Source organism: Chloracidobacterium validum (assembly GCF_018304825.1).
Classification (GTDB): domain Bacteria; phylum Acidobacteriota; class Blastocatellia; order Chloracidobacteriales; family Chloracidobacteriaceae; genus Chloracidobacterium; species Chloracidobacterium validum.
Genome location: NZ_CP072649.1, coordinates 195005 through 219009, shown reverse-complemented (window position 1 = coordinate 219009; position 24005 = coordinate 195005). Strand labels below are relative to the sequence as shown.

Sequence of the window (24005 nt, the reverse complement as noted above, 5' to 3'; positions counted from 1 at the left end):
TGGTTGCCTCTTTATGTTTGCCTCGCGTGTTCAGCTCAATCGGCACTGGCTTCCGTTGCGCGCCGGCGAATGATTTCAACCGTACAGGGCGCATGCGCCACAATTGCCGAAGAGACGCTTCCAATGAAGAAACGTTCCGCGCCGGAGAGGTCACGTGTGCCCAGCAAAATGGCGTCAGCCGGCCACTTCTCGGCAATGTCCAGCAAGACCCCCTTCGGATCGCCTTCAATCACCTCACGCGACAGCTCAACCTTCAGGTCTGGATACGCAGCGAGGAGCTTTTCCTGTACCGCCGTGGCCGTCTCGGCTGCGGCCCGGCGCAACTCGTCAACGGTATTCGAGGGCACGACCGCGACGCTGCTGCCGAGAATATCGCTACTGAAATACTCGAAGACACCCGTGGCCGTCGTCAGTTTGACCTGCGTATCGGGCGAGAAATGACGCGCGGCAAGCGCGGCCATGACGACCTCGGAGGCCGGCGTCTCATCCAAGCCCACAAGGATTCGCAACGGGGCATCGTCGGGGCGCTCCAGGCGCCGGCCAATCCGCACGGCGGATTTGGCTTCGAGCATGACCTTGCGTGAAACGCTGCCGAAAAACAGGCGTCCCAGCGTCGAACGCCCATGCGAGCCGAGCACGATCAAGTCCGGCGACCATTCGTCAGCAAAGTTGAGAATTTCCCGCGCCGGCGCGCCAGCGCGGGTTTCCTCGCGCACGACCCAGTGCGGGAAGCGTCGCCGGAGAATGTCGGCCGCGCTCCGCGCCCAGTGGCGCGGCACGGCCAACCGCGCGTCTTCCAAGTAGAGGATTTCTTCAGGCGTCCGGGGTGGGAAAAGCGGCACGCGATCAGCCACTGAAAGAACGACTGCTTCGCCTTCTGACGGCAAACCGGCGTGAACCAAGTCCGAGATCGCCGCAAAACTCGCCGGCGACCCATCAGTCGCTATCAAAACCTTACGAACAGTATAATCGGTAGGCATAAGGCATCTCCCTGGGGAAGGTCCGCCGTGACCGCCGCAGATGCAGCGCCGAAGCAGACAGGTTTCATGAATGAATCTACAACGTGACGCGGGTTTATCCGGCCGCCTTTTTCGGCAAAACGTCATTTCATCACGCGCCCGGTTTCGTCTATGAAGCCAAAACGACGCATGGACTACCAAGTGTGCGCGCAACGAATGTTTGAGACCGAGGACTTTTCAGCATGCGATACAAACTGCTTGGCGCAAGCGGACTGCGCGTTTCCGAACTCTGCTTGGGCGCGATGACCTTTGGCGAAGCCTGGGGAACCGGGGCCTCCAAGGCGGAAAGTCGAGCCATGTTCGACGCCTATGCCGAAGTCGGTGGCAACTTCATTGACACGGCCAATTTCTACACCAAGGGCGAAAGTGAAACGTTTCTGGGCGAATTCATCCAGGGTGACCGCGACCGCTGGGTCATTGCCACGAAATACAGCCTTGACACCAGTGGGCGAGGGGAGGTCAATGCTTCAGGCAATCACCGCAAGAACCTGATGCAGGCCGTCGAAGCCAGCCTGCGGCGTCTCCAGACCGACTACATTGATTTGTTGTGGCTGCATGCCTGGGATTTCACCACGCCCATCGAAGAGGTCATGCGTGGGTTTGACGACTTGGTGCGGCAGGGCAAGCTGCTGTACGCCGGGATTTCCGACACCCCGGCCTGGATTGTGGCCTCCGCCAATACGTTGGCGACGCTGCGCGGTTGGACGCCGTTTGTGGGCCTGCAAATTGAATACTCGCTGCGCGAACGAACGCCGGAGCGTGACCTGCTTCCCATGGCGGCGCACTTTGGGATTGGCGTCACGGCGTGGAGTCCGCTGGGCGGCGGGGTGCTGACCGGCAAGTACAACACAGTGAAAGAAAGTGATCCCCCGCCGGGGCGACTCAAGGCCACGAAGGACCGCGACCGCGAGCTAGCCCAACTCGTCATGACGATTGCCGAAGACATTGGGCGGTCTCCGGCGCAGGTGGCACTCAACTGGCTGCGCCAGCGCCCCCAGCCCATCATCCCGATTCTGGGCGCGCGCACGCTCCCCCAACTCAAGGACAATCTGGCCTGCCTGGATTTCAGCCTGAGCAGCGAACACCTCGCCCGGCTGACCGAGGCCAGCGCGATCGAGCTGGGCTTTCCACACCGTTTCCTTCAGAGCGAGACCGTCCGGCAGTTTGCGTTTGGCGGCGCGCTCGAAAAGATTGACGCCCGATGACGCCGGATGACACTACCTGGCGCGGCTAGCCTGGTTGAGCGTGGGCGACGGTCCGGGCAGCTTCAAACCGCAGCCCGGCCGCCGTCCAATCCAGAATATCCCAGATGGCCGCAACGTAATCGGCCCGCTTGCTCTGATACTTCAAGTAGTAAGCATGTTCCCAAACATCAATCACGAGCAGTGGAACTGCGCCCCACACCGTCAGGTCTTGATGTTTTTCGACTTGCAGCACCATCAGGCGGCGCTCCAGCACGTTGTAGGCCAGGACGCCCCAGCCGGACGCTTCGACAGCCACCGTGGCCTTCGTCAAATGGTTCTTGAGTTTGGCCAGGTCGCCAAAGTCCTGGGCAATGGCTTTGCCCAAGTCGCCTTTTGGCTCGCCACTGGCGGTCGGCGTCAAGCTCGTCCAGTAGAGCGTGTGCAGCACGTGCCCTGAGCCGTGAAAGGCCAGCTCACGCGACCAGTGCTTGACCAGATTGAAGTCCCCCTCGGCGCGGGCCGTGGCAAGCTGCTTCAACGCTTTGTTTGCGCCATCCACGTAGGCTTTGTGGTGCACGTCATGATGCAAGCGCACCGTCGCTTCATCAATCACCGGCTCGAGCGCCTTGTCGTCATAAGGAAGCGGTGGCAAGGCATACTGCCCATCGGCGTCGGTTAGCCGACTGGCTTTCACCAGCTTGTCATCCGCCGGGGAAGCCAGCCCGTCAAAGACGCCACCCACGGTCATGCCAGCAGTGGTCAGCGCCGTCGCCTTCAGAAAGTTGCGTCGAGATTCAACCATTCCTGTTGCTCCTTACGCCCGTGCCAAGCGCTCGGGCTGCGCTTGGGAGACTTGCTTGATGCGAACCAGCCCGCGCGGTCAAGCCAGCGCGCCCCGTTTCCAGCGGTGGGCTGCCAGCGCCACCCGAGCGCCAAACTTTTCAGCCGTAGCCAAGTCGCCCTCCGCCGGACGCCCGCTGCCGTGGTCGGACTGCGCCGCCGCGCCCAGCATGCTCCCGATGCGGTTGATGGCTTCGTCAGCGCGCCCACCGGGGAGTTCCGCCTGCCCAACCCACACCATGCCGTGCTGCGCGGCGAATACGGCCAACTGAATGAGCGTATTGAGTTTGTCGCCGCTGAGACTGCCGGAGTTGGTGAACCCCGCCGCAATCTTGTCTTTCCACGCCTGCTGGAGCCAGCGCCGCGACGATGCGTCCATGAACGACTTGAACGGCCCAGAAACGCTCCCCATGTACGTCGGCGAGCCGAACACAATGGCGTCCGCGCCATCCAGCGTTGCCCAGTGCGCTTCGATGTCCTCGACCCGAATGAGTTGAGCCGAAACCTCCGGCACGCTTTGGACGCCCTTGAGAACCGCTTCAGCCTGGGCAGCGGTGTGGCCATAACCACTATGGTAGACAATCACAACTGTAATCATGAATCAGTGTCCTTCCCTGAGATGCGGCACAGAAGAACCACTTGCGAGACAATCCAAAACGCTGCATTCCGGGAACACGATGTGAAAATCACGGATCATTCGCAAACAGGTCTCCAGTTCCTGGCTTAGCTGAGCGTGGAGTTCAGCCTCGGCCGGCGGTAGTTGGAGAAGCAAGTCCGTCACCGTTTCAAAGCGCGCCTGGACTTGTGTGTAGAAGTGCTCACACCCCATGTCGAAGCACTTCTCAGGGGGAAAATCGTAACGACAATGGTGAGCCATAGGTCTTTGCGGTGGGGACGAGGAATCGCGGGGTGTACCCAGCCGCCAGCGTGAACGAATCGCTGGCCAACCATGGATAAGGGATGTGACGGCACTGGGTCAATGTTTGCTGGAAGTCGTCGCCATCTGAGGCGGCCAATGGCAAACCGAGCGCCGTGGCCGCCTCTGGTCGGGGGCCGGTTTGCGTTCAACCTTGAAGGCTGACGCTTGAAGGCTGATTGACGTTTCTTGTTGGCTACTCTAGCTTGTTGGCTACTCTAGGTTGACGGTGAGCATCGAGCAACCGCGACAGCTCGCTGGGTGGAAAACCGCGCCCGCCATCTCCGTCCCTGAACGAGCGAGGGTTACGGCGCGATGGGCAAACCCACGTTCCAATCGGGCTGGGCACGCTGTCTGGCCTTTGTCCTGGCGCACCGTTCAGTGTCCGCCGTATCTCACACGCATGCCCGCACGTTCGAGCAAGAATGACTCCACCGGTTCAGACTATCCGCTTCCACACGACCTGGATGCGGAACGCAGTATTTTGGCATCCATTCTGCTCGACAACGGGGCCTGTTCTGAGGCGCTCGAACTGCTCAAGCCAGAGGACTTCTTCCGTCCGAGTCACCAGCAGATTTTTGATGTCATGCGGGTGTTGTTCGAGCAGGGTCAGCCGATTGACCCGACCACCCTGGCGACCGGGCTGCGCCAGCGCGACCAACTCGACAGTGTCGGCGGGGTTACGGCGCTGTCGGCTCTGCTCGACGGGTACGCCAACCCGGCCAACCTCGAAGCCTATGCCAGAACGGTCAAAGACAAGTCCATGCTGCGGCAGGCGCTGGAAGTTTGCCGGGACGGCATTGACGCCTGCCGGCGCGGAGACAAAGACGCCCAGACCATCATCGAAGAACTCGAACGCCGTATCTTTGAAGTCGGAGAAGCCCGTATTCGTGGCGGCTTTGTGCCGGTTGCGGACGTCGCCCGAACCCAGCTTCACCGCGTCGAAACCGCTCAGGAAAACAGTGGACGGCTGACGGGACTGGCAACCGGCTTCACCGACTTCGACCGGTTGACCAATGGCTTGCAGTCGTCCGACCTCATCATCGTTGCGGCGCGGCCGTCGGCCGGCAAGACGGCCTTTTGTCTCAACATTGCCCAACATGCTGCCGTTGAGGATGGCAAGTGCGTTGGCATTTTTTCGCTCGAAATGTCAAAGGAATCGTTGGTCATGCGTCTGCTCTGCGCCCAGAGCCGCGTGGATTCACAACGCCTGCGCAGTGGCTACCTCAACCGTGATGAATGGAAAAAGCTCGCCGAAGCCCTCGAAGTCATGACCACCGCGCAGATTTTCATTGACGACACGCCTGGCATCTCCGTGGCGGAAATGCGCGCCAAGGCCCGGCGGCTCAAAGCCCAACACAAGCGGTTAGACCTGCTGATTGTGGACTATCTCCAGCTCGTCCGTGGTCGCGGACGCGCCGAGAATCGGCAGACGGAGGTTTCACAAATTTCGCGCGACCTCAAGGGCCTCGCCAAAGAGCTTGATGTGCCGCTGATCGCGCTCTCACAACTGAGCCGCGCCTCTGAAACACGCGCCGACCATCGCCCGCTCCTGTCCGACTTGCGCGAAAGCGGCAGCATCGAGCAAGACGCCGACGTGGTTGCCTTCATTTTCCGCGAAGAAATGTACAACCCGACCGAAGACAATGCCGGGCGGGCGGAACTCATCGTTGCCAAGCAGCGCAATGGTCCGACCGGAACCGTTGACTTGGCATTCATCAAGACCTGCACGCGCTTTGACAATGCTTGGGGAGAAAGTCTATGAACCGTTAGCCCAAGCGCCGACCCGGAACAGCCTGCGCCCCCGGTTTCCCTGTTCCGCAGCTTTAGGCAGTGCGCCCAACGGCCGCCCCGAATCAGTGGAGTTTTTCCATGGATACAATGTCACGCCCAATCTGCTGCCGCACCATTACGAATGATGAGCGGGCGGCCCAGCTTTCCACGATCACCCACTGGAAAGTTCAGGGCAGCCTCATCAAGTCACGCTTGCTCTACGTGCAGATGAAACATGGCATCGCAACGCTCAAGCGCATCTTGCAGGACCTCCCGGAGAGTGACCGCGCAACACTCACCAAAACGGTTTTCGTTGGCGAATGGTATGAACTCGGACTCCTCGTTCGGCTTGACGCGGCCATTGCATCGGCCCTTGGCGAGATGACGCCCAACATCCTCGAAGCGTTAGGCGCATTCTCGGCTGAACTCAACATTGGCGGCACATACGAAAGCCTCGTTCACCGCGACGTGGACGGCTTTCTCCAGCTTTCAGCCGTTGTGTCGCCAACATTCCAGACCTTTGGCAGCGCGCGCTATGAGCCGGAAAGTCGAACTGGACCGCGTCGCTCTGGGACGGTTTGCCTCGCTTACGATACGCCGCCGCCATCGCAGTATTGCCAATCCGGCATTGGCTACTTTACCCGCGCCGTCGAACTCTGTGGGGGCATCAATCCTGACGTTACCGTCACCAGTTGTCGCCGCGAGGGCGCGCCAGAATGTCGGTTTCGGATTAGCTGGCAGCCAAGCGGGGCCTCGACTGTCCCGATGGCGTGAGGGTCCGCGGACAGCAGTCACCCCCAGCGACTTCGGGCCTGGGTTGGGTCGCGCCATGCAACGTCATCACCTCTGTGAAGTGCGCCGGTCAGTCATTCATGGCTGGGGTGTCTTTGCGCTGACGCGCATTCCGGCCCGCGCGCGCATCATCGAGTACAAAGGCGAGCGGATTAGCCGGGAAGAGGCTGATCGCCGGTATGCGCGCAAGCTGGCGCAGACGACCCACACGTTCCTTTTCACGATTGACGAGCACACACTTTTGGATGGCGGGCGCTTTGGCAATCTCGCGCGCTACATCAATCACGCCTGCGAACCAAACTGTGAAAGCGTCCAGGAAGCCGATGGGCGTATCTTCATCGAAGCCATCACCGACATCCAGCCGGGCGCGGAACTGACGATGGACTACCACCTGCAAGTCGCGGACGGCGACCTGGAAACCTGGCGACGCGATTATCCCTGCCGGTGTGGGTCTCCGCGCTGTCGCGGGACGCTTGTCAGCGCGACGACACTTTCGGCCGCTGCGCTGGAACGCCCCTAGACGCGATGGCTTCGCTGGTCATCCCGCGGCCGGCATCCACCAACGCATCAAAACTGCCTCTTGAGCGGCACTGCGCCTGACCGCCTAGAAAGCCACAAAGCGCGGTTCGGCACGCCACAGGCAGGAATGCCTGTGACACATGACCGGTAGGCGTGGCCCTGGCGGACAGAACATTCATTCCTTTCTGCCGCAAGCTTGCAAGCCCGGCAATGGCGTCTGAAGTGGCGTAGCCTGCTACTGATGCCGACACGGCACGCCACAGGCAGGAATGCCTGTGACACATGACCGGTAGGCGTGGCCCTGGCGGACAGAACATTCATTCCTTTCCGCCGCAAGCTTGCGAGCCCGGCAATGGCGTCCGAAGTGGCGTAGTCTGCTACCGATGCCGACACGGCCCACTACCTGCGCACACCCGGTCGGTTGGCAAGAAACCAATTTCATCGAGGAGTAACCATCATGACGCTGTCACTCGAAAAACTCCAACAAGTCGTCCAAAACGCAACGGCTTTTCGCTGCCGGCTCGAACTCCAGCCGGCCGGCGGAAGGGGAACGAAAGTGTTTCCCCCAACCTACGAGGGTGGACTCTACGCCATCGAGGAACGGCGACTGCCCAACGATGCCAACCCGGTGCGGTGTGTCCTTCTGGATTCCGTCCAGTCGCAGGCCAATCGCATGGAGGATGCCCTGCAACAGGCGGTTGATCGTAATCGGCTGACACTGCCGATCATCGAAGTGGACTTTACACGCTATTTCCCGGGCACCGACTTGGCGGAAAACCTGCGTTTGATTGAGCCGATTGGCAAGGTGTCCTCGCTCCAAGCGCCGCACCGCATCGTGGATGCCATCTTGCGCGATAGCCTCGTTGACGAAAACGGAAGCCAAAAGGCGTTTCGCTCGGCCAACCCCAAGCACGAATCCACCTACGGAAAACGCCTGCGGGAAGCTTCGGCAAGGAACGCCACGCCGCTGTTTGAGCTGTGCCCGACGGCGCTGCTGTTTGGCATGTGGGATTCGACCGGCCCGAAAGGCGGGCTGGGGGCCAAGGTCGAGCGCGCTCTGGTCAGCGAAATCATCGGGATCAATGCCGTCCTGGGCGCCAAGACCAGCAGCCGGATCGATCCGCTGGGCATCCAGCTCAAGGCCGGCCCGCTGTACAAAACACCGGAGGATGCCCCGTTCGGCTGGACGCTCACCCCCGAAAAAGCCGTCATCAAAACGAACAAGTCAAAGACCGGCAAGGAAGAAAAGGGCCCGGCAAAACTCGGAGAAGACGGGCGACCGTCGGAGGCCAACCATGGCAACGTTACGCCATCCATTTCCAAGCGCGATCGGGACGGCGCTTACCTCGGTGGCGGCGTCACGATTGAGGTTGCCGAGCAGACCATTGTCTTGTCACTGCCGGCGCTGCGGCGTTTGCGTTTTCCACTCAACGGCCGGCACGACGACCACGTGGACGCCGCGGCCCAGACGGTCTTGGCTGCCCTGGGCTTATGCGCGGCAGTCCTCGCGGCCGAAGCCGGTCTTGACCTGCGTTCCCGCTGCCTGCTCTGGCCAACCGAACCGCTGCGCTGGGAAATCCTCGGCAAGCCGGGCCACATCGAGGCTGACCTGTCCCTGAGCGCCGAGGCAGCCGTTGACCTGTTCAACGCAGCCGTCACAGAGGCCAAGAAGCTTGGGCTTCCGTGGCTTGACCAACCACTCCGGCTCACCCCGTCCGACGACCTCGTGAAGCTGGTGGTCAAGAGCCAACACTTGGCGAAAAGCAAGACCAATGAAGGAGACGAATGACAATGTTGACGCTTGCCTGGCGGTACCTGACCGGCTACGCGCGCGCCACCGATCCGGCGACGCGCAACGCGCCTGAGTGGCCGCCGCATCCAGCGCGCGTCTGGCTGGCGCTGGCGGCCACCTTTTTTGAAACCGGGGCGAACCCGGCTGAAGGCGAGGCGTTGGTGTGGTTGGCTTCACTTCCCGACCCGGCGCTTTGGTTGCCGGCAACGGGTGGCAGCCGGCGGCGCACAACGACCGTCTATGTCCCAGTCAATGACCGGCCTGAAGGCACGGGCCAACTGCAATCGGCTCCCCTCACCCGAAGCAAACAACCACGCACCTTCCCAACCGTATGGGTCGGCGATGCGCCGTGTTACCTGCACTGGCCCGACGCTCCCGGCGCAGAAGCCCACCGGCCGGCGCTGGCGCAGCTTTGTGCCAAGGTCACGCGCTTGGGACATTCTGCTTCGCTTGTCCAGATGTGGGTGGCTGACGCGCCCCCCACGCCTGAAGCCGGCTTTGTGTGTTGGTTGCCTGAAACGGACACCGAGGACTGGTTGGCCGACCATCAACTGCGCCGGCTGCATGAGGCTTCTTCGCTGGAACGCTTGCGTGAAGCTTTTGCAGCGGGACGCCATCCGACCATCGGGTTGGCAACCGGCTATCGGCCGCAGCGGGATAACCCCAGAGCGGCAATGACGGCCTTGAAGGCGACGGCCTTTGATCAGGACTTGTTTGTGTTGGCCCAGACCGATGGCCCTAGCCTGCCGGTTGAAGCTGCGCTTCAGGTGACGCAAGCCCTGCGGGCGACCTTGATGCGAGGCTCTCCGCAGCAACCGCCTCCGGCGTGGCTCAGCGGTCACGAGGCTGACGGCCAACCACTGGCCGATGGGCGTGGACACCTGGCATTCCTGCCACTGCCCTTTGTCGGCTACGAACATGCCGACGGTCGGCTGCTCGGCGTCGCGCTGGCCTTTCCGCCGGACATCCCCCGTCCCAAACGGGGTGCCATCCTGCGCCCGTCCATCCTCGACGCGCGGGGACAACCGGCCGCCATCCAGCTCAAGCTCGGACGGCTCGGCGTTTGGGTCCTCCGCAAGCGTGCCTGGGATGACACCCGCGCCACACTCCGCCCGGAAACCTGGACGGCCTTTCCAGAGGGAGCGATCTGCTGGGCCAGCGTGACGCCGGTCGTCCTTGACCGCTTCCCCAAAGCCAACCGGTTACTGGAGCGGGCCGCTTGGGAAGCCGAAGTCGGTCAACTGCTGTTTACCGCCTGTCGCCGTGCCGGATTGCCGGAACCGGTCGTGATTGATTTCGACCCGACGAGCTGGCATGTGGGCGCGCCGCGCGCCGTTGCCAAGGAACGTCCACTGCGCGGACAGACCTTGCCGCGCCCGGCGCAGGCCAAGTTCGGTGGCGGCTTTCCGCCCTATCTGGTCAAGGGCGCGACGGCGCCCAAGCCCCAGCTTCACGTGTTTCTGCAATTTGCCGAGCCAGTTGTCGGCCCCGTCTTGCTCGGCGCCGGACGCTTTTTTGGCTACGGGCTGTTCAAACCGCTCAAGCCTCGTCATCCACGGAGTTAGTTCTATGACGCGCGTTACGATAGATGACTTTGAAGCTTTTTTCCGTGAAGTTCATGCGACCGCTCCCTACCCTTGGCAGCGTCGGCTGGCAGCGCAAGTCGTGGCCGGGAACTGGCCTGAGGTTATTGATTTGCCGACTGGTAGCGGCAAGACGGCAACGCTCGACATCGGGGTGTTTGCCCTGGCCTGTCAAGCAGACTGTGAACCGAACAAGCGCACCGCCCCACGGCGCTTCTTTTTTTGCGTCAACCGGCGCGTCATCGTGGATGAGGCTTACCGGCGCGCGCTGCGCTTGGCGCAAAGCCTTCTCGCGGCCGAACAGTCCCCACAGCGTTATCCAACCCTGGCCAGGGTGGCGGCTGCATTGCGCGCGATTTCAACGCTGCGGCCGGAAAGTGCGCCACCGCTCGACGTGCTTGAACTACGCGGCGGTCTGTACCGTGACAACCGGTGGGCGCGGTCGGCGACCCAACCGCTCATCGTCTGCACGACTGTTGACCAGTTTGGGTCACGGCTGTTGTTTCGCGGCTACGGTGTCTCGGCCGGGGCGGCGCCGATTCAAGCTGGACTGGCTGCCTATGACAGTCTCGTACTGCTCGACGAAGCTCACATCAGCCGTCCGTTTCTCCAAACCTTGCAGGCTGTCCGCGATTATCTTGACCCAGCGCAGTGGGCGGAACGGGACATCGGCGTGCGGCCGCTGGTGGTGGTTTCGATGACCGCCACTCCAGTGGTAGGCGCTGCCCAGAGCTTTCAACTCGACTCGGAAGACCGCGCTACGCCGCGGCTGAAGCAGATACTCAAGGCGACCAAGCCGGCGCGACTGGTGCGCGTGCCGGACATCGTGAAGGCCATCGTCACTGAGGTTCAGACACTGGCCGACCAGATCAGGACCGGCGCTTGCCCGGACGCGCAGTTTCCGCTCTTTGGCGAGGGTGCTCCAGGTGGATGCGCCATTGGGGTCATGGTCAATCGCGTAGCCACGGCGAAGGCCGTTCACGAGGCGCTGCACAAGGCATTCCCGAACGCCAGCGTGGAACTCGTCATTGGGGCGATGCGGCCGATTGACCGCGACGCCCAGCAGGCGCGACTCAGCGCACGCATTGGGTCCGACCGTCCCGACCACAGCGCCGAGTTGAGCATCGTGGTTTCAACCCAGTGCCTTGAAGTCGGCGCGGACTACGACGTTGACGTGCTCATCACCGAGTGCGCGGCGCTTGACGCGCTCCGCCAGCGCATGGGGCGTCTCAACCGGCGCGGACGCCCGATTCAGGCCCAGGCGGTCATCCTCATGGATGAAAAATCGCTCGAAGCCAAGCAGGCTGATCCGATTTACGGCGAGGCTCTCGGTCAGACGTGGGCGTGGCTGCAACAGGTTGCTGTCAACAATGTTGTGGATTTCGGCATTGAGGCTTTTGACGGCCTCTTGGCGGCTCATGGAGCAAACGGCCGGCTGCCGGCGGCTTGCCTGGGCCCGTCAGCGCGACGTGACGCGGCCGCGTTGCTTCCGGCATACCTCGACGTGCTGGTTCAGACCAGTCCGCGGCCATCGCTTGACCCGCAGGTTGCGCTCTTTCTTCACGGCTCGCAGCCCGGTGAACCGGATGCGCAAGTTTGCTGGCGCGCCGATCTCAGCGCCTTTTCGCCCGAAGCTTGGGGTGAAGTCGTGAGCTTGCTTCCGCCGACGGCCGCCGAATGCATGACCGTCCCGATGTCGCGCTTGCGGCGGTGGCTGACTGGAGAGGATCGGAAGAAGGACGATGTCAGCGACCTGTTGGGGGTTGGCGAAGCGGCTGACGACCGGCCCAAAAGCCTTCTACCGGAACGGCGTGGCTTGCTCTGGCGCGGACTGGAGGAGCATCGCCGGCTTGTTGCCGTAGATGACATACAGCCGGGCGACACCGTTGTTTTGCCCGTTGAAGTCGGTGGTTGGGAAGCGCTGGGCCATCTGCCGCCGGGCGCCTTGCCCGATGTTGCCGAGGAAGCGGCCCGTCCGGCCCGCGACCGGGCTGTTGTGCGACTGCATCCGGCCCTTTTCGACGGCCGCCTTGAGACACCAACCCTGAAAGCGCTGTTTGAGCACATGGCCGACCCCGAAGCAACGCTCAACCTGGATGACTGGCGTGCGGCCCTGCGCGAGCTTGCCGATGAGGTTGAGCAACACTCCGAGCGCGAGCAGTTTGCGCGGTTGATAGACAACCTGCGCCGGTTGGCAACTCCCGAGCTTGGACTCCTGCGCGAACCTTATCCTGACCGGCGCGGCTACGTTTTGGTGACGCGCAAGCGGTTGGGCGCGGCTGTGGACTGGGCAACCCCGCTGATAGATGAGGGTGAGGATGAACGGTCCTACGTCACTTGTGCCGAGCCGGTGACGCTGGCCGACCACAGTCGGGATGTCCGGGAGGAAATCCGGCGGACGATTCAGGCGTTGCCTCTGACGATTCGGCAAGACGTTCTGTTAGCGGCAGCGGAAGGACATGACTGGGGCAAGGCGGATGAACGGTTTCAGGCGTTGCTGCGCCGGGCCGATTGCACTGAAGTCTGGCTTCTGGATGCCTCCCCGCAGAGGTTGTTGGCTAAATCTGACGGGTTTCCGCTGACACCTTATGAACGGCAGCAAGCACGGGAGCGGGCTGGTCTGCCTTCGGGCTTTCGGCATGAGATGCTGTCGGTGACGATGCTGGAAGCGGCCCAGCCGGCGCTCCCCTTCAACGCCGAAGAACGTGACCTCGTGCTGTACTTGGTCGGGACGCACCATGGCCGCGGCCGTCCCTTTGCGCCGGTGGTCGTGGATTTGGAGGCGACCGATATTGATTTCACGGCCACGCTACTTGACCAGACCTATGCCGTCCGGCTCACGGGGCGGCAGCGGGCAGACCGGGCGCCGCACCGACTGGACTCAGGCATCGGTGCGCGCTTCTGGCGCATGCAACGCCGCTATGGCTGGTGGGGCGCGGCCTATTTGGAGGCGGTGCTCCGTTTGGCCGACCAGCAGGCCAGCGCTGATGAAGAGGCCGGGCTGACTTCCCAACCACAAACGTTCTATGCGACCGGAGGTGACACATGACGCAGGGATTGCGCGAGCTGGTTTTACGCGGACTCGATGGCATGACGCCACTTGGGTTTCTGGCGGCGCTGGGGCTGGTCAACGTGCTGCGCCATCAGGCAGAAACGTCCGACATCGAACTGGCCTGGACAACCGACGATGGCGGGTGGGTTGCCAAGCTCCGCAGCTCGGCAGTGCTTGACCAACAGGGCTTGCTTGATGGGCTTGACCGCGCGTTGGTCAAGGCACTGGCGGCCCATCCGGCGAAGCTCTACGAAGCGCAGAAGGAAAAATTTGTGTCTGTTCGCCGTGCGGCGACACGGTTTCAGCGGCAGGAAGTGGATTTCCTGGCGGCGATTGGAAGCAACCTCGCGTCAGACGAGGCGACCAGTCAACTTCAAACCACGCGCCGGGATTATCACCTTGGCAACATCGTTTCTATTTTGAAGAACACCCAGCGCGACCACCTGCGCCGAACGCTTTTCAAGCCGTGGGATTATGCCGACCCACTTGAGAATCAATCGCTGCACCTTGACCCGTCGGAAGATCGCCGCCATGCCTACCAATGGAACAAGCCATCTGGGGACCCCAATCGCCGCAAGCGGGGTGGGATGCTCGGCGCGAATCGGCTGGCACTAGAGGCGCTGGGGTGGTTTCCGACCTGGCCCGTTGGCGGCGCGCTCAAAACGCTTGGCTTTAGCGGCTTCGGCAAGGACGAAACCCGCTGGACGTGGCCCATCTGGACGCCCTTTGTCCCGGCCGACCTTATTCCGTCGTTACTGGCTCTGGCGCCGTTGCAGGACGACCCAATTGCCGAAGCTGACCGACGGCGGCTGCGTCAGATGGGCGTGGTGGCGGCTTACCGCGTCCAACGGATTCTGGTCAAGAAAACACCCAACTTCACACCGGCCCGCAAGGTTGTGTGAGCCATCCGATTGGTTTTGGAGGTCCTGGCTATGGATGCTTTGGCAACGACACCTGAACTCATCCCGGCGCGCATGCTCAACGAATATGTCTATTGCCCGCGTCTATTTTACCTGGAGTATGTTCAGCGCGAATGGGCAACCAACCTGGATGTGCTTCAGGGGCGCTACGTTCACCGCCGGGTTGACCAGGCAGCCGGGCGCGTACCTCGGGCTGAAGCCGTCACGGCTGAAGTGGCGATTCATGCGCGGTCGGTCGAAATTGGTTCGGAAGAACTCGGCGCGGTTGCCGTCATTGACGTGCTTGAAAGTGACGATGGGCAGCTTGTGCCGGTGGACTATAAAAAAGGCAGCGCGCCGGACTTGCCGGAGGGAGCGTGGGAACCGGAACGCATCCAGGTTTGCTTGCAGGGTCTCTTGCTGCGCGCCAACGGTTACGTCTCCAACTATGGCGTCATTTATTACGTGGGTGACAAAACGCGCGTCCGGGTTGAGTTTACACCGGCGCTGGTCACGCGGACGAAGCAGCTTTTGGCCGACGCGCGCGCGTTGGCGGTAGCCGGCAGCTTGCCGCCGCCGTTGGTCAACTCAAACAAGTGCCCGCGCTGTTCACTGGTTGGCATTTGTTTGCCGGACGAGCTCAACCACGTTCAGCAGGTAACTGGTAGCCGACCGACGGCAGAGACGGCTCATGGGTCGGACAAGGCGGGGTCGGTTGCGCCTGACGTAGCGCCTGCGCGGCGTGAAATCCGGCGCTTGTTTCCGGCACGGGACGACAACAAGGCGGTGTATGTCCAGGGGCAAGGTTACACACTTGGGCTGAGGGGTGCCACGCTTGAGATCCGCGACAAGGGACAAGCGGTGGACGCCGTGCGTTTGTTTGAGGTCAGTCAGCTCAATATCTTTGGCAACGTTCAGCTTTCCGCCCAGGCGCTGCGCGCGTTGGCCAGCCAGGAGATTCCCATTCTGCACCTGAGTTACGGTGGATGGCTTCAGGCGGTGACCGCTCCACCGCCTCACAAAAACATCGAGTTACGCTGCCGTCAGTTTCAAGCTGCCGCGGACCCAGCGTTTTGCTTGAAGCTGGCCAAGGCGTTGGTTGGAGGAAAAATTCGCAACAGCCGTTTGCTGCTTCGGCGGAATGGACGCCGCCTGCCCCCGGAAGCGCTTTCCCAGTTGGTGGCGTTGCGCGACCTCGTCGAGCGGGGCACCAGCTTGGCGGAGCTATTGGGGGTGGAAGGCAGCGCCGCGCGCGAGTACTTCCGGTATTTTTCGACGATGTTCAAGTTGCCGCCGGATGACGCGCCGCCATTTGACTTCACGGGCCGCAACCGTCGTCCGCCCAAAGACCCCATCAACGCCCTGCTTTCATTTGGCTACAGTTTGTTGGTCAAGGAAATGGTGGTGGCCGTGTTGGGGGTTGGGTTTGACCCCTACCTTGGCTTTTATCATCAACCACGTTATGGACGCCCGGCGCTCGCGCTGGATTTGATGGAAGAGTTTCGTCCCTTGGTGGCGGACTCAGTCGTTATCACCGTTATCAACAACGGCGAGATTGGCCCGGATGACTTCCTCCAGCGGGGTGAAGCTGTGGCGCTTCTTCCACGCGCGCGAAAGGTGTTCATTGAGGCTTTTGAGCGGCGGCTTGACCAACTGGTGACACATCCGGTCTTTGGTTATCAAGTGAGTTATCGCCGGGTATTTGAAATTCAGGCACGGCTTTTGGCCCGAACGCTTACCGGGGAAATTCCACGCTACATTCCGTTTGTTACGCGCTGACGGGGTTTAGCTCAGCTTTTTTTCAGGCATGGAAGACAGGACGCGGCAGGTCGTTGGGTTGGCGGCGGAGGCTGGAAAAGGTCTTGGTCGGTTGGACCTGCCAAGCCCGAACGAGAGAACAACTTCACGGATTTCTCATCGTGGAAGGCTAGACTTGGCGAGTCGGAAAGAGGGTTTATGCGTAACCGCTATGTTGTTTGCTATGACATTGCCAATCAAAAGCGATGGCGTCAGGTGTACCGTATTATGCGCGGCTTTGGCGATGCGGTTCAGTATTCGGTTTTTTGCTGTGATCTGTCACCGAGTGAGCGAATGCTGATGATCATGGCTCTGACGGAAGTGATGAATCAGCGTGAAGACCGCGTGATGGTGGTCGATATTGGCCCGGCGGACGGGCGCGGCAAGGCTTGTATTGAGGCGCTGGGCAAGCCACTTGCACCGAACTCGAGCGAGCGGATCACCGTTGTTGTGTAGTGGTTCGGGGTTGGAAGGGGTGCGAGCGGTGGGGTGATGCGTCTTTTGCCGGGAGCCGCTCGCAGGCATGAAGCTTTTATGAATCAGCCTGTTACAAAAACTGGCTTGACGTATCGGACTTGTTTTGGGCATGGTTTTGCAACCGCTCGCAAAACGGTCTGCAGCTACTTGAAAACACGGACGTTGGGCGAACGGACTTTTTCCGCTTGAAAAAAAGCGGCCCCATTGAAGCAAATTACCTGGAGACGCATGCCCACCGGGCCTATTCTTTTTCCGCTTGAAAAAAAGCGGCCCCATTGAAGCCGTATCGCTACATCCATCGCCTTCTGCGGCGGTTGGAGGCTTTTTCCGCTTGAAAAAAAGCGGCCCCATTGAAGCGGGGTTGGACGCCCATGGTTTGGATGAGGTTGGCAACTTTTTCCGCTTGAAAAAAAGCGGCCCCATTGAAGCGGCGCGGGGGCTGACCAGGTGGAACGCCTTGGCGACTTTTTCCGCTTGAAAAAAAGCGGCCCCATTGAAGCGTCTTTCGGCGGAGTCAGTTGGAGCTAGCCAATTCCACTTTTTCCGCTTGAAAAAAAGCGGCCCCATTGAAGCCTTGAGCAGCTCGACCAGGGACAGCTCCCCGGCCTGAGCTTTTTCCGCTTGAAAAAAAGCGGCCCCATTGAAGCTTAGACGGACGCCGCTTGGCTACGGACTCTGGAACCCTTTTTCCGCTTGAAAAAAAGCGGCCCCATTGAAGCGGTTGCTGTGGATGGAGGAGCGTGACACCCTTGGTCCTTTTTCCGCTTGAAAAAAAGCGGCCCCATTGAAGCGGTCAGGCTGGCGACCTACCGGTGGTCGGTGACTGGCTTTTTCCGCTTGAAAAAAAGCGGCCCCATTGAAGCACCGTATTCCGACGTTGCCGCCGACAGGATCAGTTTCCTTTTTCCGCTTGAAAAAAAGCGGCCCCATTGAAGCTCTGGCAGTGAGCTGGCCTCGGTGCCGGGGCTGGTGCTTTTTCCGCTTGAAAAAAAGCGGCCCCATTGAAGCATTTTCACCGGTCCGTCCGCGATGGCGTCCAGAAAGCTTTTTCCGCTTGAAAAAAAGCGGCCCCATTGAAGCAGTGGGGTGATGGCGGCGGCCGGCTCCCCTCTGTCATCTTTTTCCGCTTGAAAAAAAGCGGCCCCATTGAAGCGGTCAGGTCACGGCGAATCGGCGTCGGCACCAGACCTTTTTCCGCTTGAAAAAAAGCGGCCCCATTGAAGCTAAACGGGTATGGGTTTCAACGTTGCGGCTAAGGAGCTTTTTCCGCTTGAAAAAAAGCGGCCCCATTGAAGCTGGTGAGTGTGCTGGTGCCAGAAAGTGCTATCCGCCTTTTTCCGCTTGAAAAAAAGCGGCCCCATTGAAGCTTATAATTACTACACAATTCAATTTACTCTAAAGGTCTTTTTCCGCTTGAAAAAAAGCGGCCCCATTGAAGCTCTGTTATACTGTTCCGTTTTTTTTTCCTTGCCAAGCTTTTTCCGCTTGAAAAAAAGCGGCCCCATTGAAGCTTCCTGATAAACACGCTGATGACCAACCACTCGGCTTCTTTTTCCGCTTGAAAAAAAGCGGCCCCATTGAAGCCAGGTGATGCGTTCCCGGCGCCGCACCGTCACATTCGCTTTTTCCGCTTGAAAAAAAGCGGCCCCATTGAAGCGCCCATGAGCACCTGGCCGGGATTCCCTACTGGGGGCTTTTTCCGCTTGAAAAAAAGCGGCCCCATTGAAGCGCCTTGTGGGCCGCAAGCGCCTGGACCTGCGCCGCCCCTTTTTCCGCTTGAAAAAAAGCGGCCCCATTGAAGCTACTCCATGATGGACAGGCGGTGTCCATCGGTGGCGACTTTTTCCGCTTGAAAAAAAGCGGCCCCATTGAAGCGATCTGTGCTTCATCCTGGGTGTAGTAGGCCAGAAAGCTTTTTCCGCTTGAAAAAAAGCGGCCCCATTGAAGCCCTGGTGATGGCTTCGTCGGAGAGGATGTTTCTGGCTTTTTCCGCTTGAAAAAAAGCGGCCCCATTGAAGCGTCGCCAGTCAGACGACTATAAGCCAGGTGATGGGGTGGCTTTTTCCGCTTGAAAAAAAGCGGCCCCATTGAAGCAGGCCGGGCTGGTGAAAGCCCTTGCCAAAGATCAACTTTTTCCGCTTGAAAAAAAGCGGCCCCATTGAAGCCGTCTTGGCCGCCGTGAGACCACCGCCATAGGTGAGCTTTTTCCGCTTGAAAAAAAGCGGCCCCATTGAAGCACATGCCTTCCGCTTGGCGGCGGTGTCTGGCAGACGGCTTTTTCCGCTTGAAAAAAAGCGGCCCCATTGAAGCAAAATTCTCATGCGTGGCAAGGAGGTGGCAGAGGGCGCTTTTTCCGCTTGAAAAAAAGCGGCCCCATTGAAGCAAAAATGAAAGTCCAACCTGCTTGGCCAGCCGCTCATCTTTTTCCGCTTGAAAAAAAGCGGCCCCATTGAAGCAGTGCCGCTCGCCCACGCGCGCGGCGTCGTATCCAGCTTTTTCCGCTTGAAAAAAAGCGGCCCCATTGAAGCGGGCTGTTGATGAGTTGGCTCAAGTCCTTGAGGCCCTTTTTCCGCTTGAAAAAAAGCGGCCCCATTGAAGCTTCCATGACCTGGCGGCGGGTTACGATCCCCTGCCGGCTTTTTCCGCTTGAAAAAAAGCGGCCCCATTGAAGCCCCTTCAAGCTGATATTCTACCTACCGAGCCGCTTGGCCTTTTTCCGCTTGAAAAAAAGCGGCCCCATTGAAGCTCCCCCCTGACGAGCTCATCGCCGACGGTAAGCTACTTTTTCCGCTTGAAAAAAAGCGGCCCCATTGAAGCGATTAGGTCGCGCATCCCCAGCGTCCACTCCACTAGCTTTTTCCGCTTGAAAAAAAGCGGCCCCATTGAAGCTTCAGATACTGGTATTGACGTTTGATTTGCGCGCCCTTTTTCCGCTTGAAAAAAAGCGGCCCCATTGAAGCCCCCATGGGATGGTAGCGGGGTCCCCCCTTACGGGTCACTTTTTCCGCTTGAAAAAAAGCGGCCCCATTGAAGCCCGGTACGATTGGGCCGTCCGATACAGTCATCCCAATCTTTTTCCGCTTGAAAAAAAGCGGCCCCATTGAAGCCACACTGGGCAGGAGCGTTATGCGCCGGCGGTTACGATCTTTTTCCGCTTGAAAAAAAGCGGCCCCATTGAAGCGGAAGAGCGTTTATTGCAGTTTGTGGTGAAGGTGTCCCTTTTTCCGCTTGAAAAAAAGCGGCCCCATTGAAGCAAATGACCCGTTTTGAAACGCATCTTCCAGGCGAGCTTTTTCCGCTTGAAAAAAAGCGGCCCCATTGAAGCGTCATTGGGACGGCGGTCGGCTTACTGCTCATTTGTGCTTTTTCCGCTTGAAAAAAAGCGGCCCCATTGAAGCCGCAGGTTGTCAAGCGTTATTTTTTCTTCGTGAAGTCTTTTTCCGCTTGAAAAAAAGCGGCCCCATTGAAGCAGATGCTAGGTTATGTCCGGCGGCGATTGGAATGAAGCTTTTTCCGCTTGAAAAAAAGCGGCCCCATTGAAGCCCGGAAGTTTTTTCATCTCATCCGGCAAGCCAGGCACTTTTTCCGCTTGAAAAAAAGCGGCCCCATTGAAGCAATCAGACAGCGCCGCCCCAATTGCTACCCAGCTTCTTTTTCCGCTTGAAAAAAAGCGGCCCCATTGAAGCCCACCGCCCTGCTCCCAGCCGTCATCCAAAGCCTGCTTTTTCCGCTTGAAAAAAAGCGGCCCCATTGAAGCTGATCGGAGTTTCAACCAGTCGGCGGGGGCTCCGGCTTTTTCCGCTTGAAAAAAAGCGGCCCCATTGAAGCGTGGGTGGTCCTGGACGGCGACGACGACGACGTTGGCCTTTTTCCGCTTGAAAAAAAGCGGCCCCATTGAAGCGGTCAGCCCCCGCCGCCCTATGGCTACCGCAACGACCTTTTTCCGCTTGAAAAAAAGCGGCCCCATTGAAGCTGGCGTCCACCGGCGCCGGAGGCTGAGCGGGAAAAGCTTTTTCCGCTTGAAAAAAAGCGGCCCCATTGAAGCGATTTGTCGGCGGTAAGGGTCTGGGTGAGCTGGGCGCCTTTTTCCGCTTGAAAAAAAGCGGCCCCATTGAAGCCCTTGCCGGTATAGAGTTCCTCGAGGCGGAGGATGCTTTTTCCGCTTGAAAAAAAGCGGCCCCATTGAAGCCGGTCAGAGCTGGCGCAACAATGGGAAGCCAGCTTTTCTTTTTCCGCTTGAAAAAAAGCGGCCCCATTGAAGCCGGGCCGGGTTGGGTCGCCCAGGCGGCTTTGGATTGGCTTTTTCCGCTTGAAAAAAAGCGGCCCCATTGAAGCAACCCAGCCGCGCGCAGCCTCTATCAGACAGCCGGCTTTTTCCGCTTGAAAAAAAGCGGCCCCATTGAAGCCGTCGCCCACCTCCCAAAACCTCAGATGGCGCTCACTTTTTCCGCTTGAAAAAAAGCGGCCCCATTGAAGCCACGCAGCTCGAAGAACGGGATATTGTTCTCCACGAGCTTTTTCCGCTTGAAAAAAAGCGGCCCCATTGAAGCCACCTCATTCACCATCGGTTGGGGTTGCCCGCGGAGACCTTTTTCCGCTTGAAAAAAAGCGGCCCCATTGAAGCTGGCGCGGCAAAACACACCACCTGGTAGTCCGTCGCCTTTTTCCGCTTGAAAAAAAGCGGCCCCATTGAAGCCCGGTACGCTGACGACGATTGGCGCAGGCGGGCGCGCTTTTTCCGCTTGAAAAAAAGCGGCCCCATTGAAGCAGCAGGACATCCTTGCCCCCAGCCCCGACCTTCAGGCTTTTTCCGCTTGAAAAAAAGCGGCCCCATTGAAGCCTTTTTTTCTCATTCATTCTGCTTTGAATATAGCACTTTTTCCGCTTGAAAAAAAGCGGCCCCATTGAAGCGGGACGTCGGCGAAGCGTTTCGCCTGGCGGGCGCCGCTTTTTCCGCTTGAAAAAAAGCGGCCCCATTGAAGCTTTCAGTCGAGCCGCTTGAGTTGAAACCCAATCAACTTTTTCCGCTTGAAAAAAAGCGGCCCCATTGAAGCTTTCGGCACTCAAGTCCCAAGCCGGGAAGCGGACCCAGCTTTTTTCGCTTGAAAAAAAGCGGCCCCATTGAAGCGCTCTGATCTCACCTGAGTGTCCACGCTCATGAAGCTTTTTCCGCTTGAAAAAAAGCGGCCCCATTGAAGCGGAAAACAAAATGAGCAGCTACCCGCGGCTGTCTCTCTTTTTCCGCTTGAAAAAAAGCGGCCCCATTGAAGCGTGTCGTGGACATTCCCGAAGTGCCCGATGCATGGGTCTTTTTCCGCTTGAAAAAAAGCGGCCCCATTGAAGCAAATTCACTACAGGAGGCAAAAAATGACCACACTCACCTTTTTCCGCTTGAAAAAAAGCGGCCCCATTGAAGCCCGGCTGGGCGACCTGGTCGGCGCGTGCGAGGTGTGGCTTTTTCCGCTTGAAAAAAAGCGGCCCCATTGAAGCCTCAGCCGCGACGCCCACCGCGCCGTGATTGAACGCCTTTTTCCGCTTGAAAAAAAGCGGCCCCATTGAAGCAGCGAATCTCAACGCCCCATCCGCCGCCAGACTGTGCTTTTTCCGCTTGAAAAAAAGCGGCCCCATTGAAGCGCGGGCAGACTCACTACCGAGCCGTCCGGCGCGGCCACCTTTTTCCGCTTGAAAAAAAGCGGCCCCATTGAAGCGTGCGCGTGACCAACCCACGCGCCGGTAGGTGACGCCTTTTTCCGCTTGAAAAAAAGCGGCCCCATTGAAGCGAGGTTGACGCGGTGTTTGACGCCGCGCGGCAGCAGCTTTTTCCGCTTGAAAAAAAGCGGCCCCATTGAAGCTCGCTCTATCCGCTCCACCGCCGTGTACGAGCGCCAGCTTTTTCCGCTTGAAAAAAAGCGGCCCCATTGAAGCGCGGGCAGACTCACTACCGAGCCGTCCGGCGCGGCCACCTTTTTCCGCTTGAAAAAAAGCGGCCCCATTGAAGCTGGGAAGAGATAGAGGCGAGGAGTGAGCAGAGAGAGCTTTTTCCACTTGAAAGAAAGCGGCTCCATTGAAGCTGGGAAGAGATAGAGGCGAGGAGTGAGCAGAGAGAGCTTTTTCCACTTGAAAGAAAGCGGCTCCATTGAAGCTGGGAAGAGATAGAGGCGAGGAGTGAGCAGAGAGAGCTTTTTCCACTTGAAAGAAAGCGGCTTCCATTGAAGCGGTGAGTAGTGTTCAGTCTTCAGTGAGCAGTGTTCTTTTTTCCGCCTGAAAAAAGTGACTTCGCAGTTCCGTTGAGGCATTGCTTGTTAGGTTGATTACAGTTTGTAGTTCTCACCCCATACCTAGCCCTGGACACTAGACAGGAATGCCGGTAACTGAAAGCGCAACACAGATAACTATTCACTGACTACCTCAGGCCAAGTCTCAAACACGCAGGCCCACCCGACGCGAAGGGCAGGGCTTTCCGCTGCTCCCGACAAACCGCTTCGCAAGATAAAGAACCATAGCCTTCAACGACGTTCACCAACTTCGATGACGACGGTGCGAGGCTTCAACAGAGCCGCTTTTTTCAAGCGGAAAAAGTGCTGATTGAGAAAAAAGGGCTGGTTAAGAGTTAGACCCTGCCTTGAGAATTATGACGCTGCCGCCCTACAAGAAAGACCGCCCACTACAAGCGTGGACTGGCATAGGTCATGACCAAGTAGATTAGCGTCTCGGTATTGCCTGGGTTGGCATAGGTGTGCGGTACGTCAGCCCGAAAATAGACCGCATCGCCAGCCAGTAACTCAATGGGCGACCCGTCACCAACCGTCAGCAACAGACATCCGTTCTGCACCACCAAGTTTTCGTACGTGCCTTCGGCATGCGGCTCCGCCGCCTCGATGCAGCCCACCTTCAACCGCAGCTCGTAAAACTCCGCCCGCCGCTCCCGATCAAACGGAAACAAGGCGCGGCTCTCAAACCGCCCGTCCTGGGAACGCAACACCTTGGCCGCCGCCTGGGGCAACACCACAACGGACTGCCCCGGCTCATCGCCAAGCAAGTCGGCAAACCGAACGCCCAATCCACGGGCGACCTTCCAGAGCACGGCTATCGTGGGGGCGCTGTCGCCAGCTTCAATCTGTCCGAGCATGGCCCGACTCACCCCCGCCCGCGCCGCCAGGCGCTCAAGACTCAACCCACGCTGGCGGCGTAGCAACTCCAGGTTCTCACCCACCCGCCGCTTCAGCTCAAGTGCTTCAGGTTCAACGGCTTTAGACTTCGGCTTCACGTTGGATCACACACCCGCAAACCAGTCCGCCGGGCTTCGGCGGCAGCCAGGCAGACATTGTTGACGAAAAAGTAAAGTATTCAGTAAGGTAAGAC

General features: G+C 59.4%; 15 protein-coding genes and 1 CRISPR repeat array. Of the genes, 10 read left to right on the top strand and 5 right to left on the bottom strand.

Annotated elements, in window-relative coordinates:
- Positions 1–35: 35 nt before the first annotated feature.
- Positions 36–980, bottom strand: a complete 945-nt coding sequence (locus J8C06_RS12025; RefSeq protein WP_211430399.1) for a universal stress protein — start codon at positions 978–980, stop codon at positions 36–38.
- 221 nt (positions 981–1201) lie between these two features.
- On the opposite strand from J8C06_RS12025, the gene J8C06_RS12020 reads away from it, so the two are divergent.
- A complete protein-coding gene (locus tag J8C06_RS12020) occupies positions 1202–2224 on the top strand; it encodes an aldo/keto reductase (RefSeq protein ID WP_211430398.1) in 1023 nt (340 codons plus the stop codon).
- Between the two features lie 25 nt (positions 2225–2249).
- Here J8C06_RS12020 and J8C06_RS12015 read toward each other — a convergent pair whose 3' ends face one another.
- From J8C06_RS12015 to J8C06_RS12005, 3 genes are all read right to left on the bottom strand, one after another.
- Positions 2250–3005: a Fe-Mn family superoxide dismutase gene (locus J8C06_RS12015; protein WP_211430397.1), complete on the bottom strand. Its 756-nt coding sequence runs from the start codon at positions 3003–3005 to the stop codon at positions 2250–2252.
- 78 nt (positions 3006–3083) lie between these two features.
- The gene (locus J8C06_RS12010) at positions 3084–3641 is read right to left on the bottom strand and encodes a flavodoxin family protein (protein ID WP_211430396.1); all 558 of its coding nucleotides are present in this window, start codon (positions 3639–3641) and stop codon (positions 3084–3086) included.
- A gap of 3 nt (positions 3642–3644) precedes the next feature.
- Positions 3645–3920 (bottom strand): hypothetical protein, encoded by a 276-nt coding sequence (locus J8C06_RS12005; protein ID WP_211430395.1) that lies wholly within the window; start codon positions 3918–3920, stop codon positions 3645–3647.
- 442 nt (positions 3921–4362) lie between these two features.
- Between J8C06_RS12005 and dnaB the strand changes: the two genes are divergently transcribed.
- The 9 genes from dnaB to cas2 all read left to right on the top strand — a co-directional run bounded on the left by dnaB (position 4363) and on the right by cas2 (position 16622).
- Positions 4363–5724, top strand: a complete 1362-nt coding sequence (gene dnaB / locus J8C06_RS12000; RefSeq protein WP_211430394.1) for a replicative DNA helicase — start codon at positions 4363–4365, stop codon at positions 5722–5724.
- Positions 5725–5831: 107 nt separating this feature from the next.
- Complete coding sequence (locus J8C06_RS11995; protein ID WP_211430393.1) at positions 5832–6506, top strand: hypothetical protein; 675 nt, start codon at positions 5832–5834, stop codon at positions 6504–6506.
- Between the two features lie 55 nt (positions 6507–6561).
- Positions 6562–7044 (top strand): SET domain-containing protein, encoded by a 483-nt coding sequence (locus J8C06_RS11990; RefSeq protein WP_211430392.1) that lies wholly within the window; start codon positions 6562–6564, stop codon positions 7042–7044.
- Between the two features lie 456 nt (positions 7045–7500).
- A complete protein-coding gene (gene cas7g, locus J8C06_RS11985; RefSeq protein ID WP_211430391.1) occupies positions 7501–8832 on the top strand; it encodes a type I-G CRISPR-associated RAMP protein Csb1/Cas7g in 1332 nt (443 codons plus the stop codon).
- Positions 8829–10400: a type I-G CRISPR-associated protein Csb2 gene (gene csb2, locus J8C06_RS11980; protein WP_211430390.1), complete on the top strand. Its 1572-nt coding sequence runs from the start codon at positions 8829–8831 to the stop codon at positions 10398–10400. The genes cas7g and csb2 overlap by 4 nt, the downstream gene beginning before the upstream one ends.
- A gap of 4 nt (positions 10401–10404) precedes the next feature.
- Positions 10405–13467 carry a type I-G CRISPR-associated helicase/endonuclease Cas3g gene (cas3g, locus tag J8C06_RS11975; RefSeq protein ID WP_211430389.1) on the top strand — a complete coding sequence of 1021 codons (3063 nt, stop codon included), beginning with the start codon at positions 10405–10407 and terminating at the stop codon, positions 13465–13467.
- Positions 13464–14372 carry a type I-G CRISPR-associated protein, Cas3-extension family gene (locus tag J8C06_RS11970; RefSeq protein ID WP_211430388.1) on the top strand — a complete coding sequence of 303 codons (909 nt, stop codon included), beginning with the start codon at positions 13464–13466 and terminating at the stop codon, positions 14370–14372. Before cas3g ends, J8C06_RS11970 begins: the two co-directional genes overlap by 4 nt.
- A 30-nt stretch (positions 14373–14402) precedes the next feature.
- Positions 14403–16148 carry a CRISPR-associated endonuclease Cas4g/Cas1g gene (cas4g/cas1g, locus tag J8C06_RS11965; RefSeq protein WP_246602153.1) on the top strand — a complete coding sequence of 582 codons (1746 nt, stop codon included), beginning with the start codon at positions 14403–14405 and terminating at the stop codon, positions 16146–16148.
- Positions 16149–16325: 177 nt separating this feature from the next.
- Positions 16326–16622, top strand: a complete 297-nt coding sequence (gene cas2, locus J8C06_RS11960) for a CRISPR-associated endonuclease Cas2 (RefSeq protein ID WP_211430387.1) — start codon at positions 16326–16328, stop codon at positions 16620–16622.
- A gap of 196 nt (positions 16623–16818) precedes the next feature.
- Positions 16819–22786: direct repeats of the CRISPR family, unit length 36 nt; unit sequence CTTTTTCCGCTTGAAAAAAAGCGGCCCCATTGAAGC.
- A gap of 521 nt (positions 22787–23307) precedes the next feature.
- Here the strand turns inward: cas2 and J8C06_RS11955 are convergent.
- Complete coding sequence (locus J8C06_RS11955) at positions 23308–23910, bottom strand: helix-turn-helix domain-containing protein (RefSeq protein ID WP_211430386.1); 603 nt, start codon at positions 23908–23910, stop codon at positions 23308–23310.
- Between the last annotated feature and the right edge of the window lie 95 nt (positions 23911–24005).

Bases quoted from the DNA above. Each gene is read 5' to 3' on its own strand.
- J8C06_RS12025 (WP_211430399.1), bottom strand. From the start codon at position 980: ATGCCTACCGATTATACTGTTCGTAAGGTTTTGATAGCGACTGATGGG.
- csb2 (WP_211430390.1), top strand. From the start codon at position 8,829: ATGACAATGTTGACGCTTGCCTGGCGGTACCTGACCGGCTACGCGCGC.
- dnaB (WP_211430394.1), top strand. From the start codon at position 4,363: ATGCCCGCACGTTCGAGCAAGAATGACTCCACCGGTTCAGACTATCCG.
- cas4g/cas1g (WP_246602153.1), top strand. From the start codon at position 14,403: ATGGATGCTTTGGCAACGACACCTGAACTCATCCCGGCGCGCATGCTC.
- J8C06_RS12010 (WP_211430396.1), bottom strand. From the start codon at position 3,641: ATGATTACAGTTGTGATTGTCTACCATAGTGGTTATGGCCACACCGCT.
- cas3g (WP_211430389.1), top strand. From the start codon at position 10,405: ATGACGCGCGTTACGATAGATGACTTTGAAGCTTTTTTCCGTGAAGTT.
- J8C06_RS11970 (WP_211430388.1), top strand. From the start codon at position 13,464: ATGACGCAGGGATTGCGCGAGCTGGTTTTACGCGGACTCGATGGCATG.
- cas2 (WP_211430387.1), top strand. From the start codon at position 16,326: ATGCGTAACCGCTATGTTGTTTGCTATGACATTGCCAATCAAAAGCGA.
- cas7g (WP_211430391.1), top strand. From the start codon at position 7,501: ATGACGCTGTCACTCGAAAAACTCCAACAAGTCGTCCAAAACGCAACG.
- J8C06_RS11990 (WP_211430392.1), top strand. From the start codon at position 6,562: ATGCAACGTCATCACCTCTGTGAAGTGCGCCGGTCAGTCATTCATGGC.
- J8C06_RS12015 (WP_211430397.1), bottom strand. From the start codon at position 3,005: ATGGTTGAATCTCGACGCAACTTTCTGAAGGCGACGGCGCTGACCACT.
- J8C06_RS12020 (WP_211430398.1), top strand. From the start codon at position 1,202: ATGCGATACAAACTGCTTGGCGCAAGCGGACTGCGCGTTTCCGAACTC.
- J8C06_RS11995 (WP_211430393.1), top strand. From the start codon at position 5,832: ATGGATACAATGTCACGCCCAATCTGCTGCCGCACCATTACGAATGAT.
- J8C06_RS12005 (WP_211430395.1), bottom strand. From the start codon at position 3,920: ATGGCTCACCATTGTCGTTACGATTTTCCCCCTGAGAAGTGCTTCGAC.